This is a genomic window from Salinibacterium sp. AL4.1 (assembly GCF_059767305.1).
In genome coordinates, this window is the sequence record NZ_JBSOQK010000001.1 from 23,799 (window position 1) to 41,216 (window position 17,418).

Genomic DNA, 17,418 nt, shown 5'->3' on the forward strand with positions numbered 1-17,418 from the left:
TGCTCGTCAGGCGACCGGCGCGGCGGTTTCGGAGTAGTGCGCCGCGAGCCGACGCAGTCCCTCGTCAATGCTGACCGCGGGAGCCCAATCCAAGGCCTCGCGGATGTCGCGCTGATCGAACCAGTGAGCGGTCGAAAGCTGTTCGGCGAGAAAGCGGGTCATGGGCGGCTCATCTACTCCGGGGCGCACAGCCCAGACCCGCTCGACCGCAGAGCCTGCGGTGCGACCGAGGGCGGCCGGGATGCTCCAGCGTGGCGGTTGAACGCCCGCGGCGAGGCAGATGGCGGCGAGGATGTCGCCGACAGGGCGCGGTTCGCCGTTGGTGAGAACGTAGGCCTTGCCGTGGGCGGTGTCGGCGTGGTGCAGTGCGGCGACGATTCCGGATGCGGCGTTGTCGACGTAGGTCGTGTCGATGAGGGCGGTGCCGCCGTTGAGCAGGGGCAGCCGTCCGCTGCGTGCGCGGTCGACGATGCGGCCCACGAGTTGGGTGTCACCGGGACCCCACACGAGGTGGGGGCGGATGGCGAGCACGTTCATAGCGTCGGAGTCGCGGGAGAGCGCTACCAGTTCGGCCTCGGCCTTGGTGCGGGCGTAGTCACCGCGAGCGTGCTCTGGCGAGGCGGGTTCGGCACTAACCCCGGCCAGAGCGGAGCCGGCGTGTGCGACCGACGGTGACGACACCTGAACGAAGCGTGAGACGCCCGCAGTCTCGGCGGCGGAGAGCACAGTGCGTGTTCCCTCGACGTTGACGGTCTGGAATGCGCCGGGGTCGCCGGCCAGCGAGACTTTGGCGGCGAGATGGATGACGCCTTCCGCGCCGTCAGCCGCGCGCGCAACGTGCTCAGGGTCGTTGATCGAGCCGAGAAAGTCGGTGACGCCATCCACGCCGGAGGGCCGACGTTGCAGCGTGCGCACCTCGTGGCCAGCTGCGACCAACTCGGCGGCGACGGCGCGACCGAGGAAGCCGGATGCTCCAGTGACGAGCACGATCATGGTGCGGTCGGCTTTCCACCCGCGAGAATACGCTCGGCCCACTCAGAAAGCCGCGAGCGGTCGATCTTGGAGTTGTGGCGGATGTCGGTCGGTAGCTGCGGAACAACGAGCACGGCAACCAGAGGAAGCGTAGTGCTCGCGCGCACGGCCGCAGTCAGCTCGGGGCTGGCGAGACCGGGGCGCTTGGCTGTCGGAATCGTTTCGACCACCGCGACGGCCTGGCGCAGTCCGTGCGGACCAACGCCGACGACGGCGGCACGGCGCACGGCCTCGACACCTTCAACGTCTTGTTCCGCGCCGACCGGAGCGATTGGTCCTGTCGAGCTCACGATGACGTGGGGCAGACGACCTTCGACCCAGAGACGTCCTTGCTCGTCGAGATGTCCGACGTCGCCGGTGCGGTGCCAGCGCGTGGGCTGGTTCGCTGCAGCGTTCGTTGCGTTGCCGGCATCCGGGGTAGCGGCATCCGCCTCGATCCCGGTCTCCCGCACAGCGGCATGATCGGTCAGCCACAACCGGTCGTAGTGATCTTTGAGATGCGGCGCCGAGACAATGATCTCGCCCAGAACGCCCGGCTCGGTGCTCGGGGCGCCAGTGGCGACACCGTCGGAGTCGAGGGCGCTGATGCGCACGAGGTTGTCGCCGATCGGCGTTCCCACGCAGACGCCCGTGTTTGCTTCACCGGCGGCGGCGCGGATGCCGTCGAGGGTGAGGTCGGTTACGAGCAGGCATTCGGTCATGCCGTAGGGCGAGTGCGCGATCGCGTTGGGCATGACGGTGCCGGCGGCGGAGAGTAGTTCCGCGCTGATGGGTGCACCGGTGGAGAGGAAGGTGCGCACACGCTCGAGCTCCGTGCGGTCGTGCGCGGTCAAGTCTCCCGCGGTCGCCACAACATTCAGAATCGAGGCGGGGGAGAGAAACACCATGCTGCCCCCGGATGCTTCCACAGCGGCCGCGACTGCGCGAGCAGTCAACGTGCGAGGCGACGAGACATCCATCGCCGGTGTCACTGATCGCGTGCCGAGGGCCGGACCGAGCAGCGCGAAGGGCGCGAAGCCCGTCACGAGGCCAGTGTCGGCGGTCACCTCGAAGTGTTTCGCGAGCACATCGCGCAGGGCGGAGAGCTGACCGTGGCGGTAGACCACGCCCTTGGCGGGGCCGGTCGATCCCGAGGTGAAGAGAATCGCGGCATCATCTTCGGCGCGCGGCGGTGCCGGGATGGGCGTGCTAGCGCCGAGCGTGATGAGGTCACGCAGGCTGTACGAGACTCCGAGCGTGGCGGCGGAAACCTTGGGAAGGCGCGCGGTGGAGATGCGCACTCCGGGCCAGCCGAGCGTGCGGGCGGCGGCGAGGCCGGGGGCTTCGCCGATGACGTAGTCGGGCCAGGATCCGCGAACGGCACGGGTGAGTCCCTTGACGCCGAGGCCGGCATCCGCAACCACGATGATGGCGCCGATGCGCAGGCACGCGTAGACGACGGCGGTGAGGGTCGGCCCGGGTGGGACCAGCAGTGAGACTCGCTGGCCTTTGCGAACGCCGATGGCGGTGAGGCCGGCGGCGATTTCGCTGACGCGGTCGGCGAGCTGCTTCCAGCTGACCTGCTGCGGGCCGCGGCTTCCGCGCGTCGACATGTCGATCACGGCGGTGGCGGTGTCGTCACGGCGGGCGTCGAGGTTGTGCCAGAGCGGGACGAATTCTGCGGCATCCGCGTCGGTGTCGGCCGCCGCAGCAAACGCCTCGCGAGGCGACAGCGCGGACGAACCAGGATCGGTAATGCTGGCGGCATTGTCGCCAAGCCACGTCAGCACCGATGCGGCGTAGGGCGCGTCTTCGGCGAGCATGTGGCCGGCGCCTTCGAAGCGGTGCACGTTGGCGTGGGGGAGGCGCTCGATGAGGTCGTCGAGATAGTAGTCGCTGAAGATCGGGTCGCGTGGGCCCCACAGCATGAGCGTCGGCAGGTCGAGGGCGGCGACTCCGGCAGCGATGCGTTCGAGTTCGGGGAAGCTTTCGTGGCTGGCGTCGGCGGGGATGTCGGCAACGAAGCCGCCGATGCCTCCGCGGCGATCGGCGGTGCGATACGGCGCGCGGTAAGCATCCTTCACCGCTGCGTCGAGCGGATCAGTGGTGAGCGCCAACGTCGTTTCGAGGAACGCGGGGGTGCGCACGGTGGAGGAGGCGAGCATCCCGCGCGCTCGGGCGAGCCGCAACGGTGCGGGGATCGGCTTGCCGGCTTCGTGGTGCACGGCGGTGTTGAGCAGCATGACGCCGGTGAGTTGCGCCGGGTGGTCGACGGCCCAGCCGAGGGAGACGACGCCGCCCCAGTCGTGGCCGAGCGAGATGACGGGCCCGGTGAGGTTGAGAGTGTCGGTGAAGGCCGAGAGATCGCTTACCCGTTGGGCGAGTGGGCGGTGGATGCCGGTGCGCTCAGAGAAGCCCATGTCGAGTTGGTCGACGGCGATGATGCGCCACGCGGGCGCGCCAGCCGCGGCAGCGGCGAGTGATTGGTTGAGCAGGTCGCGCCAGTAGTACGACCAGGTCGGGTTGCCGTGCACGGCGAGGATGGTGCCGATGACGGGCGCGCCGAGGAGAGCGAGTTCGGCGCCGGTGTCGAGGTAGTGCCAGTCGCGGGTGAGCCCAGCATCCACCCCGCTGCCGGGGGCGGCGATGATGTGGCTGAAGCGCGGGTCGAGCCCCGGGAGGTCGAGTGGTGGGGTGGCGGCGGGCGCAGTTACCATGCGAGCTCCATCATTGCGGTGTTGAGTCCGGACCCGACGCCCATGAGCAGCACGCGGTCGCCCTTTTTGAGGGTGCCTTGGGCTTCATCGAGGGTGATCGGAATCGAGGCGGGGCCGACGTTGCCGTAGAGGGGGAAGGTGGTGGGCACGCGGTCGCGGTCGAGTTTCGCGGCCTTGACGATGGCGTTGGTGTGCACGGACGACACCTGGTGGGTGACGTACATGTCCATCTTTGACCAGTCCCATTCGGTGGATGCTTCTTTCCACGCCGAGACGACGAGGTCGAGGCCACCCTTCAGCAGGGCTTTCGCGTCGGTGAACATGCCGTCGACGCTGCCGACGCAGAGTTCGTGGAACTGGGTTGCTGCGCGGGTGACGCCGCCGAGAATCGGATGACCGGCCGGATGTTCGTCGGTGCGTCCGAGCACCGCAGCTGCAGCTCCGGAGCCGAGCGTGAGGGAAGCGAATTCGCTCATGAAGCCCTCACGGTCGCCGTCTTGCTTGAGCAGGCGGTCGATGGTGTTGGTTTGAATGTCGTCGGCGTCTTCGCCATTGACGATGATCGCGTACCGGATCTGGCCCGATTCGATCATGTTCGCGGCAAGGTTCATGCCGCTGACGAAGCCGAGGCAGGCGTTGGCGACATCGAAGTTGATGGCGGAGCTGGGCAGCCCAAGCCCGTGGTGCAAGCGCACGGCAACCGACGGCTCGAGGTGTTTGCGGCTCACGGACGTGTTAATAAGGAGTCCGACTTCGGAGGCATCCACGCCCGCTTCGGCGAGAGCACGTTGGCCTGCTGAGACGGTGGCGTCGTCGGATGATTCGCCGTCAGCCCAATTGCGACGCTCCAGCACACCGGCCACTCGTTGCAGGAGTCTGCTGGGCAACGCAAGGCGCTCGAACGCCGGCGCTAGGCGCGTTTCAAGGTCGCCGGATGTTGTGACACGGCTAGGTAAGGTACTCGCTACCGACAGCAGTGAAACGTTGGCAAAGCGAGTATTGGCATTTCCGGCCACGGAACCTCCGTCGAGCGAGCCCCGCGGGCTCAGTAATCAAGAGACCCAGTTTACGGCAGTTAGCCGAGAGGTAGGTTGACGCGATGAGGTGGTGCCCCCTCGCGCCCCAACTCTCGGCTATCGCCGGGCTCAGCGCGGAGACCACTCGAGCGAGACCATCGCTTCGGATTCTGCCCAGAGGCGCTTCGCCGCGTCACGGTCGAGGGCGATTTCGTCAAGCGGGCATTCGCCGATGGCGCCTACGGTTTCCATTCGTTTGGTAGGGCCGTAGAGGGTCTGTGCGGCGAGGTTATCTTCGGTCGCGCACATCACCTCGGGCCATGAGCCCTTCTGGGCCGACTGTGCAAACGGCGTCATGAGTTTCCAGGTGATCCGCGTGAGCATACTTCCGCCCGTAGTAATGAGGTCGGTGCGTGAAGCCCCCGGGTGGCAGACCTGCACTTGTGTTCGTCCTCCGACTGCGGCCACGCGGCGTTGAAGTTCGTAGGCAAACATCATCTGAGCGAGTTTCGACTGGCTGTACGCGTTCCAGGCGCTGTAATCCTTTTCGAAACTGAGGTCGTCGAATTGGATGCGCTTGAGACCCATCTTGTAACCGTTGCTACCGACGACGACGATGCGACCGCTCGACTCTTCGATCCGGTCAAAAAGGAGCCCACTGAGGAGGAAATGGCCGAGATGATTGACGCCGAACTGACTTTCGAAGCCCGAGCTGGTGAGCTTGCGGGTGGGAATTTGGGCAATCGCAGCGTTGCACATGAGGGCGTCGATGCGCCCGACCTGCTTCAGCACTTGAGCTGCGGCTTCACGAACGGAAGCTAACTCGGCAAGATCCATTGCGATTGCGGAGACGGGAACGTCTGCGCCGAATTCCTCCTGCAGCGAGGCGATCGTTGCGGCGGATTTTTGAGCGTTTCGGTTCAGCATCACGACGCGCGCCCCCTTGGCGAGAAGTTCACGCGTCGCCTGAAAGCCGGCGCCCGCGGTTGTGCCCGTGATGACGTAGGTTCTGCCGTCGAGGTTGCCTATGCGGTCGGGGGTCCAGCCGCGGGGGCCGAACGGGTTGCGTGCGCTCGTCATCAGTTGCTTCCCTTCATCGAGGTGACGTTATGAGTGAGGCAGGACGAATGGTGACGCATGATGCTCCTGAGGATCGCGGTTGGGGCCCTGTGGGGTCAATAAAACGATATTCCTCAGTGCGAGCAGATATAACCGGTATTTTGGTCATATACTTGCCTAATCCACTCACGCTTACCCGAGGATGCTCCGATTGATGACTTTTGAAGACTTTTGATGCCTTAGGCCCCACTCTTCAGCGCCACGTGCCGCACGATGGCACCTTTGACACACCTTTCGACGGGCTCCAGATCTTTCGAGTGTCCTCGCCAATGGAGCGCTTGCCCGGCGTATATAGCCCGAGTGCATGTTTCGTAGTGCAAGGGGCCAAGCACACTTACTTCGATGCAGACGTTCATCGCTACGATTCGTCGAACTACCTCTGTACGACCATGCCGTTGCCTGTCGAAGCGGAGATTCGTGAAGCGAGCCCCGAGCATCCGGTTCTCGGAGTTCTGCTGAGTCTCGAAAGCCGAGTCGCTGTGGAAATGATGGTGCGTCTGCGCGCCGCGCTCCCTTACGCTGCGTCGGCTACAGAAGAAACCGCAGGGCTCATTCTTGCCCCGTGGCGCGACTCGGTTTTCACGGCTCTCTCAAGCCTGTTGGAGTTGCTTGACGATGAGGTTGCCGCGCCACTGCTCGGGCCGGGACGGCTGCAGGAGTTGCTCTACGCTGTGCTCACCGGGCCTGGTGGGGCGCACTTGCAGGCCACGCTGGGCGGCGGTACTCAGCAGCTCGGTGGAGTGCTGAACTTTATTTCCACGCACCTCGCTGAGCCACTGTCGATGGCCGAGCTTGCACAACAAGCGGGAATGAGTCGTGCCGCGTTCGATCGTCATTTTCGGGGCGCCACGTCGCTGTCGCCACTCAAATACGTCAAAACACTTCGACTCAACAGCGCCGCCATGGCGATCGCAACCGGCGCGGACGTTTCCGGTGCTGCGAGGTCTGTCGGCTACATCAGCTCGTCGCAATTCAGCCGCGAGTTCAAGCAGCATTTCGGATCCTCGCCACGTGTGTGGGCGACTTCGCACCAAGGGGTCATAGACGCGCAAGCTGTGGCGTAGGCGCTTTGTCATTGCGTGCCTATATTATGATAATAATTCTCAATAACGTTGTCTTTCAACCGCAGTGATGGGATGAGCGCACTTTGCCCATGGAGCCCTGGCAATCAATTGATCGTGACCGTTCCGAAGACAACCGTCGCATACCGGTCATCGCGATCACGGGATACTTGGGCGCCGGCAAAACGAGCCTGACGAACCACCTGCTGCGGTCGCCGGGCGCTCGGCTCGGAGTTGTGGTGAATGACTTTGGGGCGCTCAACGTCGACGCGGCCTTGGTGGTGGGGCAGGTCGACGAAGCTGCTGCGATTTCGGGCGGCTGCGTCTGCTGCCTGCCCGATGCTGGCGGTCTTGATGATGCGCTGGCGAAGCTCTCGCATCCGCGACTTCGACTCGATGCGATTCTTGTAGAAGCAAGTGGGATGGCCGACCCGATGACGTTAGGGCGACTGATCCGTTTCAGCGGCGCTCAGTGGGTGCGCCCTGGCGGCATTGTGGAAGTCATCGACGCGGTCGAACACTTTTCGACCGTCGACACCAGGCGCGATCCGCCACAGCGTTATGCTGCCGCCACACTGGTGGTGATTGGCAAGACCGACCTGTTGCCGCCCGCCGATCGAGCTCACACGGTAGAGCGCATCCGGGAGCGAGTGCGAGCCCGCAACGCTGACGCCCCGATCGTGATCGCAGAGGCGGGCGGAATTGACCCCGCACTCGTGTTCGACAACGCCTCGACCGAAGAGGCTCCCGATGAGCTGCCGATTGCCGCCTTGCTGCGGGAGGAGCATCACGAGCACCATGAGCACGCCGCGTCGGCGAGCGTTGCGCTGGCGGGGCCGATCTCGCCGAGTGCGCTGATGGATTTGCTCGAGGAGCCCCCGGCGGGAACGTACCGTCTCAAGGGTCGAGTTCGGGTCAGAGGCCTGAAAGTCGAACGCGGCTACGTGGTGAACGTCGTCGGGCGCATGATTCATGTGGCCCCACTGTCAACGCCGCCGTCAGTCGGCGAGCTTGTCGCGATCGGAATGGACCTCGACGCCGACGCTGCGCACGCGGCGCTGCAGCACGTTGCGGCGTCGGATACCGGTTCCGATGCTGCCGGCCTGCGACGAGTGCGACGCTACCGAAAACTCAGCGACTGAATCCCCAGCGTGGCAGTGACCCAGGGCTCGCGAGTGGGGCTACAGGCTAAGGCCGAACGTGGCATCTAGCCCTGGCGGCCTTTGAATCGCGGGTTCAGCTTGTTGATGACGAATACGCGTCCACGGCGGCGGACCACCTGCGATCCGGGTTGGTTTTTGAGCGATTTGATCGAAGCGCGAACTTTCACGTTTCCTCCTTGATGAGAACGGTTATCATTAAGGATGTTAGCACCACAGAGCGGAGCCACACCCACATCATGAACCCCACCGGAATCATCGCCGTCGTCGGCCAATGCACCGTGGAGCGGTCGCGCTATGCCCGCCAACTAGCGGCACACACCAAGCGATTCTGCTTGCCGGCAACGTGGATTGAACGCTCACGCACACCCATTGAGCAAGCGATATTGCTGGCGACCGAGACATCATCGGGGCCAGAAGTGGTGGTGGAGATGCCGCGCGACGTGATCGTGAAAGAACTGATCGGCGAAATCGCTGACGGTCATGAGAAAGCATCCTTGATCAGCCTGGTGTGTGTCATCGATGTGGCGTGCGTTCTCGCTGACCTTGATGGAAGCGAACACCTCCCGATCGGCAGCCCCGCTGACGGTGACGTGTTCGAAGTGGTCGCGCGGGCGCAACTGATGGTGGAGCAGATCGAATACGCCTCGACGGTGGTGCTTGTGAACTGGGAACGATGCGCCACTGCACCGCTGGCAACCCTGATGGCGCTCGTCAACCACTTGAGCCCGCGGGCCGCACTCACCCTTTTCGGCACGGGAAATGAGCGCGTTGAAACGAACCACGACTATGCGGCTCATCAAGATAGAGCAGGCTGGGTAAGCGTGCTCAACGGTGACTTCGCGCCCTACATGGCGGATTCGCGCGTCAGTGCACTCCGTTACGAGCAAGTGCGTCCCCTGCATCCGCAACGACTTCAACGACTGCTCGACGAGCGAATCGAGCCGGGGGAGTTCGGTCGCGTAGTGCGTTCCGCGGGGTTTTGTCGGCTCGCCACCCGCACCCAAATTGTTGCGCAGTGGGAACACGTAGGGAAGGTAATCTCCCTCAACCCGATCGCCACTGATGCCATCGATGGTGACGATGACGAGCTACTTGCGTGTGGTCAAGAGCTGGCCATAATCGGGCTCGACTTAGATCATGACGCGCTCATCGCAGCGCTCGATGAAGCGGCGCTCACCGACGAAGAATTCGCGGCGGGCCCGGTCAGCTGGGCGACGTTCGTCGATCCGTTCCCTGAGTGGATGCGCGTCTCAGATCACTAAGGCCGCGGGCGCTTTTGTGGCGCCACGAAACCCGGGGTGCTAGCGGGGGAGTTGCGGGTCAGGTTCGGGGTCGGCCACGATGTCGGGTGACAGCATCCGCCGCTTCACGAGCGCAGCTTCTGCCGCCAAGATTCCCAGCACGACCACAGCACCAAGGGCGATGAGCAACAGCACGATTCCGAAATCTGCTTCGGGAGCCAAGACTGCTCCTTCCTCGGTTTGCCAAGGCCAGAGGGCGCGCAGCGAGCCGAGCATGAGGCCGGTCATGATGACGAGGGTGACGCGGCGGCGGTTTTTGAGTAGCCATTGCAGGGCGGAGACGAAGAGGCCGAGGCCGATGATGGCGCCGATGATGAAGGCTCCGAGGTAGCCGAGGTTGCGGTCATTGACGGCGGCGAGGGTCGGGGCGTACATGCCGAGGATCAGCAGCAGGTAGGAGCCGGATACTCCCGGCAGCACGAGAGCGCAGACTGCCAGCGCGGCTGCGAGGGAGACGATGATCAGCGCGGGGTCGGCATCCGCCGCTTTCGGCAAGCTCGTGAGCGCGACGGCAACACCCGCGGCGAGGAGGCCGATGAGGATTTCGCGGAACGTCCAGCGCCCTCCGACCATGCGTGCCGGCACGATGAGCGACGCCGCAATGAGGCCGGCGGAGACCGCGCGGGTTCCGGTGGGGTACTCCTCGATGAGCGGCGCAAGGAGAGCGGCGCCCAGAACGATGGCGAGCAGCATCCCGATACCGATGGGGAGAACGACGTTCCAGCGCACCGAACGAAAGTGGGCGGCAGCGCGAGAGAGGCCGCGGCCCCGGATGCCGTCCGCAACCGTGAGCGCCACACCGCGAGCAAGGTGCCCGGCTCCGTCAATGAGCGAATCGTAGACGCCAACAAGCAGGGCGATGGTGCCGCCGCTGACGCCGGGAACGATCTCCGCGAAGCCGATCAGCATGCCACGCAAGGCATCGCCGACGGTGCGAATGACGGGGTGTACTCGGGTCATGGCGCGCTCGTTTTCTGGTCAAAATGGGCTGGCCCGGGGCAGGGCAGTCGGTCTAGTGTAAACGGCCACAACTGGGGACGACAGCATGGGCGAAGCACCAGCCCATAGCCCCTAACCTAGAGGGGTGAGTAAGGGCAATGACTCCCGCATGCGGGCATATCGGCAGCGACTAGGGCGATCCCTGATCGCGATGGCCGGGGGCGCCCTGCGCACCAACAATGCGCCCACCCAGCTGCTCTCCATTCCCGGGCACGAACCGCAACTTTCGCAGCGTCACGCGCGGTCGGTCATTGACCTCTGCCTGCGTGCTGGTGAAGCAATGCTCGCGACCGGTGCCTCTGCCGCCGACGTTGTTGCGACCGTGCTGCGCATCAGCAACGCCTATGGCGTCAGCGGGATGCACGTCGACATCACCTTCACCTCTCTTACGGTGTCTATTCACCGAGGGATGAACGAAGACCCCATGTCGATCATGCGCATCGTGAAGGTGCGCACTATTGACTACACGCGCCTGCAAAACGTGTACTGGCTCATCGACGAAATCACCAGCCCCGACGGCCCCGGCGATGTGGACGAAGCGCGCGAACAGCTCAGCACCATCTTGACCACGCCCCACCCGTACCGGCGCTGGATGGTGACCGCCGGCAAGGCGCTGCTCGCGGCAGGTGTCGTCGTGATGTTCGACGTGAGCTTTGTGCTCGTGCTTGTGGCCGCAGCATCCGCCGCCATCTCTGACATTCTGACTAAGCGGCTCGAGCGATTGTCGGTTCCCGCCTTCTTCGCCCAAATTGCGGCGGCCGGCGTTATTACGGTTATAGCTGTCTTCATGTTTTGGCTGCGATCGGTCGGAATCGACATTCCTGGCTCCAATAGCCCCACCGTGATTGTGATTTCGGGCATCATCATGCTGCTCTCCGGCGTGGGCCTTACCTCGGCGGCCAGCGACGCGATCGGTGGTTACTACGTCACTGCCACGGCCCGCGGCCTCGAAGTGATGATGATGACCATCGGCCTCGCGGTCGGCATCTCGATCGTGCTGAGTGTGTCGCTGCGTCTGGGTATCCCTGTCGCGATCGGTGACTCTCTGGGCGACAACCGCAGCGTGATCTCCGGGATGCTCGGCTCGGCCATCATCGCCGTCGGCTTCGCCCTCGCCTCGTATGTTCGGATGCGCCTACTCCCCATCATGGCGATCGGTGCCGCCCTCGTGTTCGCCGTCTACTGGTTCGTGCTGCCCTTCGCAGCGTCGCCGGGGCTCGCGCCCGCCATCGCCGGAACCGCCGCCGGCGTCATCAGCTACCTTTTCTACCGCTGGCTGAAAGTGCCCGAAGGTGCCACCAACATGGTCGGCATCATCGCGCTGCTGCCCGGTCTCGCTCTCTACCGCGGCATCTACGCCCTGATGGATTCCGAATTCGGCGTCACGGAGGCGTTGCCTTCCATGGTGATGGCGCTGGCCACGGGACTCGGGCTCGCGGCGGGAACAACCATCGGCGGCTTCGTAGCTCGCCGGACCTTCGGCTTCGACCGCGCAGCAATGTTGGCGTTGAAGCGGTCGCGTACGCCGCGCTAGTTGCGCGTTAGGGACTTAGACGAACGCGAACGCGCGCCCGGGAGCTCCGCTGCCGCGCGCTACCTTGAGCGGAGCAAAGATAAAGTCGGCGCCGCGCGTGGGTAGCGCACCGAGATTGCCAAGGGCTTCGATGAAGATCGCTCCGTTGCCGAGACCGGCGAGGTGCACTCCGCTACCGTCGTGCGCCGAGCCCATGCTGGGGCCGTCCGTACCGACACAGCGCACACCCTTCGCAATGAGGTAATCGAGAGTTTCAGCAATGGGCGCAGGCCACGCTGGGCCAGTCTTCAAGATCACGCCGTCATGTGCGTAGGCGCGTCCGTCGATACCAGCACGGTAGTGCTTCTCATCCCAGCGTGCTCGGAACAGGATGATGTCTCCAGCAGCGATCTCGCCGTGCTCCTGCTCAAAATCGCGGAGGTGGTCGGCAGTAATTGCCGGGCTTACGCCGGGTGCCATCTCGGCATCCAACAAGAACTCAACGTCGATCACGACGGCGGGCCCCATCAACTGTTCGAGCGGAACATGTTCGGCCGTTATGTCGCCGACCTCCGAAGCGCCGTCGATGCCGGTGTGGGAGCCGGGCAAGAAATGCGCAGGCGCATCCATGTGGGTTCCGGTGTGCTCGTCGATGAGGAGCCACCGGGTTTGGTAGCTGCCGCAATGAGATTGCAGGTGGGCCTCGGTGGTTCCGCCATCTTCAAAGAAGTTGAACGTCTTCTGCTGGTAGGGCATGTGGCCCGGCCAAGTGCAGGGGAGTTCCTCTGCTAGGAGAAGAGTCAGATCAACGATCGTTCCAGTCGGAAGAGCCATCGGGCATCCGTTCTTGTCAGGGCCGACGCTTACGCGACAGCCATTACCTCAGTGAACGAAAGAATTCGTTCCTCGGTAGCTTCTTCTCGGCTCAACTCGGTCACAATGGCGCCCTTGCTCATGACGAGCACACGGTCAGATAGCGCCAGCACTTCGGGCATTTCGGACGATACCATCAGCACCGCCATGCCCTGAGCGACCAGATCGTCAACCACGCGGTAAAACTCGGCGCGAGCACCGACGTCGATTCCGCGAGTAGGTTCATCCAGAATCAGCAGTTCAGGCTTGGAGAGCAACCACTTGGCCAACACGACCTTCTGCTGGTTTCCTCCGCTGAGCACTCCTGCATCCAACCAGCTTCCACCGATCTTGATGCGCAGATCGTCGACCTGCTGGGCAACATCGGTGTCGAGCTTCTTGCGATTGAGCCAGAACTTGCCATACTTCGCCAGGTAGGAGAGCACGATATTGTCGTGGATGCTGAGAGCGGTGTGAAGGCCGAGCTGCTTGCGGTCTTCAGACACCATGGCAGCACCAGCCCGAACAGCGGCAAGAGGCGAGCGAATAACGCCCGACGTGCCGCCGAGCTTTACAGTGCCGCTGACCGCCGGGTCTGCCCCGAAAATAGCGCGGATCAACTCAGTGCGGCCGGAGCCAACAAGCCCGGCAATGCCGACGATTTCGCCGCGGCGAACCTCGAACGAGCACTCCGACGATGTTCCTTGAACAACCAGCTTGTCGACCGTAAGAACTGCTTCGCCGGGAGCTTGAATGGTGCGAGCTTCGTGCATCTCTTTGTCGAGAGCGCGGCCAACCATCGCTGCAATCAGCTCATCTGTCGTGGTCGTGGCCGGATCAAACTCGCCACGGGCAATACCGTCACGGAGAACAAAAATACGATCAGCGACGGCATAGACCTCATCGAGACGGTGCGTAACGATGATCACCGAACGCCCGTATTCGCGAAGGCGACGAATGAGTTGCAGCAACGAATCAGTCTCGCGGCGGCCTAGCGCGGCGGAGGGCTCGTCCAAGATGAAGAGTTGAGCATCTACCGACAACGACCGGATGATCTCGACGATCTGCTGCTGGGCGACACTCAACTCAGATACCAGCGCTTCGGGATCAATGCCGAAATCCATGTAGGCATCAGAGATGGCTTTCGACGCCTGATCGACCTGGGCTTTGCGGCTCTTCCACCATCCCCAGCGGTAGCCCGTGGAGCGGGTAAGGAAGAGGTTCTCAGCCACCGTCATTTCGGGGATGAGATTGAACTCCTGGAGCACAATCGCGACACCGTGGTCGAGAGCATCCTTCGTGGAGCGGAACGAGACTGGCATGCCGTTGACGGAGACGGTGCCTTCATCCATCTCAGTAGCTCCGGCAAGAATTTTGCCGAGCGTTGACTTGCCGGCGCCATTCTCTCCGACGAGTGCAACGACCTCGCCCCGGCCGATGTCAAAGTTGACACCGGCCAGAGCGCGCGTGGCACCGTAGCTTTTCTGAATCCCCGAAGCCTCGAGGAGCGGAACGTTAACAGTCATGCCAGTCCTCGTTACTTATTCTTTGAAAACGGTGTCTTGAACTTCGTCTTCGATCGCGAGCACGTTCTCGGTTGTCACCAAGATCGTATCTACGCTGATCTCGGCGTCAACAGTCTCGCCGTCGAGGAAGCTGCACGCTGCCGTGAATGCTTCCTGACCCATGAGCACTGGCTGCTGCATTGCTGCAGCGGCTACATCGCCAGCCTTGATGGATGCCAGAGTGTCGGGGCTGCCGTCGAAGCCGACAACGATGGGGGTGTCTGCTCCATCGATTGCGGTGAGGGCGCCCTGCGTTGCTTCGTCGTGCTCAGTGAAGATACCGATGAGGTCGGGGTGTCCGGCCAGGAGGTCCTGAGTGAAACCGAGGCTCTCTGAACGGGTGTAGTCAGCCGACTCGAGCAGGGGAACGATGGTGTAACCGGCAGCTTCGACGGGGCCGGAGAACCCCTCGGTGCGGTCCTTACCGTTTTGGCGAGTCTGCGAAATACCGATGATGCCCACTTCGCCCTCGTCGTAGCCAGCAGCCTGAAGTGCCGCGACAAGTTCTTCGCCAGCACCCTCCGCCGCAGCAACGTTGTCGGTCTTGATCAACGAGACGTAGTCGCCGCTGTCAGTGCCGATGTCCGCGATGATCACGGGAACGCCCGCAGCCGATGCTGCGTCAAGCACAGCGGGAGCCGAAGCGGTGTCGGTTGGCGACAAGATGATGGCGTCAACGCCCGAGGTGATCGCATCCTGAGCATTTTGAAGCTGCTTGCTCTGGCTGTTGTCTGAGTCATACACGGTGACCTCAGCGTTGGCATCAGCTGCAGCATCCTGGATGCCGACCGACAGCGAACGCCAGAAGGCAACGCTCGTCGCAGAAGTGATGTACGCCACGTTGGCGGCGTCACATCCTGCAACCGTGATCTCGGCATTAGAACCGCTGGAATCGGCCCCGTCGACGGTGCAGCCGGTCAGCACCAATGCTGACGCTGCCATTGCCGCTGCCGCGATAAAGGGTTTAGTTACACGCATGATTCTCCTTTGATATGTGTGTTGCTGTGATTGAGCGGGTGAAAACTTATTTCTTACGAACGCGAACGACTCGGTCGAGAACGACAGCGAGGATGATCACGGTTCCGAGAGCAGTGCCCTGCCAGAACGCGTTGACGCCGATGATGTTGAGGCCGTTCTGCAGAACACCGATCAGGAAGATACCGATCAGGGTTCCGAGCACGCTGCCCTTGCCGCCCATGAGGGAAGCACCACCGATGACCACGGCCGCGATGGTGGTCAGCTCAAAGCCGCTGCCCGTGTTGGGGTCGATGGTGCCGAGCCGCGACGACTCGATCGTCATTGCCAATGCGCACAGCAGTCCGGTGACGGCGTAGGGGATGACCTGGTAAAACGACACTCGGATACCTGAGAGGCGAGCCGCTTCAGGGTTGGAGCCAATGGCGTAAATGAAGCGGCCGGGCTTGCTGCGGGTGAGGAAGAAGTGAGCCGCGATATAGAGGACCACAAAGATGATGACGTAGAGCTTCACTCCGGCAATGTTTCCCTTTCCGAAGAACGCGAAGGCCTCCGGCAGGTTGAAGATCGAGCGGCCATCAGAGATGACGTAGGCCAATGATGCGGTGATTGACATCATGCCGAGCGTCACAATAAAGGGGGCGAGTTTTACGTATGCCACGAGGATGCCGTTGATAAGACCCGCAAGGAGTCCCACGAGCAACATCACACTCACGCCAACGGCGACGCCCGCTGTGGGCATCACCATGCCTCCCACCACGATCGATACCGCAGCGATCCCACCGACCGAGAGGTCGATGCCACCCGTAAGAACGACGAGAGTTTGCCCGATCGCGATGATGCCCAGCACCATTACTTGCGACAGGATATTTTGCATATTGGCCGACGACAAGAAGCGAGGTTCGATGATTGTCAGAACAACGGCAAGCACGACCAGTGCACCCAGCATCGCTGCCTCAATGCGATAGGTGGAGACAAATTTGCTCCACCCCGAGCGTGGTACGCGCCGCTCGGCTACGGTCGCGGTCACGCGAGCTCTCCGATGGTTCGGTAGATGCTGAGAGTCATCATTGCCTCCTGGTTTGTGGCGAGCATCCGCTGACGGATTCGCCGGTTCTCTAAAGTCGAGGGTCGAGCGTGATTGGGTCGGGAGACCAGCGGGTTAGCTGGCCAAGGTTTCGGCGAGCAGGCCGCGTAGGTGGCGTTGATTTTCGCCACACACGCTGATCGAATCGCCACCATAGTGCTCACATGTAAGAATTCCGCTGTATCCCAGCGAAACAGCGAGTTCGACGACGTCGCGGTAATTGATGACTCCGTCGCGGAGTGTGCTCGGTGCCGTCGCGTAGTACGAGTGGTCGGCCGCTTCATCACGCGTGTAGTTCTTGAGATGCCAGTAGTTGGCATAGGGGAGTGTCTTGGCATAGGTCTCGCGCCAGTCTTCGACTTCGCGGTGGAGACGCACCAAGTTTCCGACATCGGGGTTGATGCCCACGAGGTCAGTGCCGACGTCTTCGACGAAACGAATCGCGCTGTCGGAGCTGCCGATGTACGTGTCTTCATACATTTCGAGAGAAGTGATCATGCCCAGATCCTGAGCGTGACGAGCAAGCTCGCGGATGCGGGTGACAGCGGTGTTCCACACCTCTACATCGCCGACCGGGTCCATTGGCCCCTGGCCGTTCCAAAACCACAGCGCCTCGCGCTGAGCTTTGTTGAACGGCTGGTGCAAACCGGTGGAGTACACGCCGATGCCCATCTCGGCAGCAGCCTCGATAGAAGCATGCTGGTACGCCAAGTTTTCGGCTTCCTTGCCCGGCTCGATCACACTCACGCGTTGAATGTGCACCGACGGAATCTTCATTCCGAGGTCAGCCGCGATCGAAACGAGCTCAGCACGTTCGCTGGTGCTGAGAAGGGCCGGCTTGAGCCACGCATCAGACAGTTCAACGTTGGTGAAGCCCTGGTTAGCGATCTTGGTGAGTTCTTTTTTCCAGAACTCAGGACCAGCAAGCTGGGCAGAGATGCCGTCGCGCGTTGTGGTGGCCAATCCCAGCATGCAGCTCGTGATGGGCCAGTTTTCGGCGGTATAAGTGGACACGTCATCGTCCTAACGTTTATGGCGC

Annotated in this window: 15 protein-coding genes; 4 read left to right on the forward strand and 11 right to left on the reverse strand. The window is 62.8% G+C overall.

Annotation, left to right across the window (positions count from 1 at the left end):
- Positions 1 to 6: 6 nt before the first annotated feature.
- The 4 genes from ACWTV3_RS00125 to ACWTV3_RS00140 all read right to left on the reverse strand — a co-directional run bounded on the left by ACWTV3_RS00125 (position 7) and on the right by ACWTV3_RS00140 (position 5,824).
- The gene (locus ACWTV3_RS00125; RefSeq protein ID WP_498476295.1) at positions 7 to 993 is read right to left on the reverse strand and encodes an NAD-dependent epimerase/dehydratase family protein; all 987 of its coding nucleotides are present in this window, start codon (positions 991 to 993) and stop codon (positions 7 to 9) included.
- The gene (locus ACWTV3_RS00130; protein WP_498476296.1) at positions 990 to 3,728 is read right to left on the reverse strand and encodes an alpha/beta fold hydrolase; all 2,739 of its coding nucleotides are present in this window, start codon (positions 3,726 to 3,728) and stop codon (positions 990 to 992) included. Before ACWTV3_RS00130 ends, ACWTV3_RS00125 begins: the two co-directional genes overlap by 4 nt.
- Positions 3,722 to 4,744 carry a 3-oxoacyl-ACP synthase III gene (locus tag ACWTV3_RS00135; RefSeq protein ID WP_197125069.1) on the reverse strand — a complete coding sequence of 341 codons (1,023 nt, stop codon included), beginning with the start codon at positions 4,742 to 4,744 and terminating at the stop codon, positions 3,722 to 3,724. The genes ACWTV3_RS00130 and ACWTV3_RS00135 overlap by 7 nt, the downstream gene beginning before the upstream one ends.
- 129 nt (positions 4,745 to 4,873) lie before the next feature.
- Positions 4,874 to 5,824, reverse strand: a complete 951-nt coding sequence (locus ACWTV3_RS00140) for an SDR family oxidoreductase (RefSeq protein WP_498476298.1) — start codon at positions 5,822 to 5,824, stop codon at positions 4,874 to 4,876.
- Positions 5,825 to 6,066: 242 nt separating this feature from the next.
- Here ACWTV3_RS00140 and ACWTV3_RS00145 point away from each other — a divergent pair, with 242 nt between their 5' ends.
- A complete protein-coding gene (locus ACWTV3_RS00145; protein ID WP_498477918.1) occupies positions 6,067 to 6,927 on the forward strand; it encodes an AraC family transcriptional regulator in 861 nt (286 codons plus the stop codon).
- 89 nt (positions 6,928 to 7,016) lie between these two features.
- Positions 7,017 to 8,066 (forward strand): CobW family GTP-binding protein, encoded by a 1,050-nt coding sequence (locus tag ACWTV3_RS00150; protein ID WP_498476299.1) that lies wholly within the window; start codon positions 7,017 to 7,019, stop codon positions 8,064 to 8,066.
- A 65-nt stretch (positions 8,067 to 8,131) separates the two neighbouring features.
- On the opposite strand, the gene ykgO is transcribed toward ACWTV3_RS00150, so the two are convergent.
- Entirely contained in the window at positions 8,132 to 8,254 is a 123-nt protein-coding gene (ykgO, locus tag ACWTV3_RS00155; RefSeq protein ID WP_197125052.1) for a type B 50S ribosomal protein L36, read from the reverse strand.
- 69 nt (positions 8,255 to 8,323) lie between these two features.
- Here ykgO and ACWTV3_RS00160 point away from each other — a divergent pair, with 69 nt between their 5' ends.
- Positions 8,324 to 9,349 (forward strand): GTP-binding protein, encoded by a 1,026-nt coding sequence (locus ACWTV3_RS00160; protein ID WP_498476300.1) that lies wholly within the window; start codon positions 8,324 to 8,326, stop codon positions 9,347 to 9,349.
- Between the two features lie 39 nt (positions 9,350 to 9,388).
- Here the strand turns inward: ACWTV3_RS00160 and ACWTV3_RS00165 are convergent, their stop codons facing one another.
- Positions 9,389 to 10,348, reverse strand: a complete 960-nt coding sequence (locus ACWTV3_RS00165; RefSeq protein WP_498476301.1) for a DUF368 domain-containing protein — start codon at positions 10,346 to 10,348, stop codon at positions 9,389 to 9,391.
- Between the two features lie 124 nt (positions 10,349 to 10,472).
- On the opposite strand from ACWTV3_RS00165, the gene ACWTV3_RS00170 reads away from it, so the two are divergent.
- A complete protein-coding gene (locus ACWTV3_RS00170) occupies positions 10,473 to 11,921 on the forward strand; it encodes a threonine/serine exporter family protein (protein ID WP_498476302.1) in 1,449 nt (482 codons plus the stop codon).
- Between the two features lie 15 nt (positions 11,922 to 11,936).
- On the opposite strand, the gene ACWTV3_RS00175 is transcribed toward ACWTV3_RS00170, so the two are convergent.
- From ACWTV3_RS00175 to ACWTV3_RS00195, 5 genes are all read right to left on the reverse strand, one after another.
- Entirely contained in the window at positions 11,937 to 12,734 is a 798-nt protein-coding gene (locus tag ACWTV3_RS00175) for a cyclase family protein (RefSeq protein WP_498476303.1), read from the reverse strand.
- Between the two features lie 29 nt (positions 12,735 to 12,763).
- On the reverse strand, positions 12,764 to 14,278 hold the full coding sequence (locus ACWTV3_RS00180) for a sugar ABC transporter ATP-binding protein (RefSeq protein ID WP_498476304.1): 1,515 nt from the start codon (positions 14,276 to 14,278) through the stop codon (positions 12,764 to 12,766).
- Between the two features lie 15 nt (positions 14,279 to 14,293).
- On the reverse strand, positions 14,294 to 15,295 hold the full coding sequence (locus ACWTV3_RS00185) for a substrate-binding domain-containing protein (protein WP_498476305.1): 1,002 nt from the start codon (positions 15,293 to 15,295) through the stop codon (positions 14,294 to 14,296).
- Between the two features lie 46 nt (positions 15,296 to 15,341).
- Positions 15,342 to 16,322: an ABC transporter permease gene (locus ACWTV3_RS00190; protein WP_498476306.1), complete on the reverse strand. Its 981-nt coding sequence runs from the start codon at positions 16,320 to 16,322 to the stop codon at positions 15,342 to 15,344.
- A 132-nt stretch (positions 16,323 to 16,454) separates the two neighbouring features.
- On the reverse strand, positions 16,455 to 17,393 hold the full coding sequence (locus ACWTV3_RS00195) for a sugar phosphate isomerase/epimerase family protein (protein WP_498476307.1): 939 nt from the start codon (positions 17,391 to 17,393) through the stop codon (positions 16,455 to 16,457).
- Positions 17,394 to 17,418 lie beyond the last annotated feature (25 nt).

Coding starts and splice junctions, on each gene's coding strand:
- ACWTV3_RS00125 (WP_498476295.1), bottom strand. CDS start 993: ATGATCGTGCTCGTCACTGGAGCATCCGGCTTCCTCGGTCGCGCCGTC.
- ACWTV3_RS00130 (WP_498476296.1), bottom strand. CDS start 3,728: ATGGTAACTGCGCCCGCCGCCACCCCACCACTCGACCTCCCGGGGCTC.
- ACWTV3_RS00140 (WP_498476298.1), bottom strand. CDS start 5,824: ATGACGAGCGCACGCAACCCGTTCGGCCCCCGCGGCTGGACCCCCGAC.
- ACWTV3_RS00150 (WP_498476299.1), top strand. CDS start 7,017: ATGGAGCCCTGGCAATCAATTGATCGTGACCGTTCCGAAGACAACCGT.
- ACWTV3_RS00160 (WP_498476300.1), top strand. CDS start 8,324: ATGAACCCCACCGGAATCATCGCCGTCGTCGGCCAATGCACCGTGGAG.
- ACWTV3_RS00165 (WP_498476301.1), bottom strand. CDS start 10,348: ATGACCCGAGTACACCCCGTCATTCGCACCGTCGGCGATGCCTTGCGT.
- ACWTV3_RS00175 (WP_498476303.1), bottom strand. CDS start 12,734: ATGGCTCTTCCGACTGGAACGATCGTTGATCTGACTCTTCTCCTAGCA.
- ACWTV3_RS00180 (WP_498476304.1), bottom strand. CDS start 14,278: ATGACTGTTAACGTTCCGCTCCTCGAGGCTTCGGGGATTCAGAAAAGC.
- ACWTV3_RS00185 (WP_498476305.1), bottom strand. CDS start 15,295: ATGCGTGTAACTAAACCCTTTATCGCGGCAGCGGCAATGGCAGCGTCA.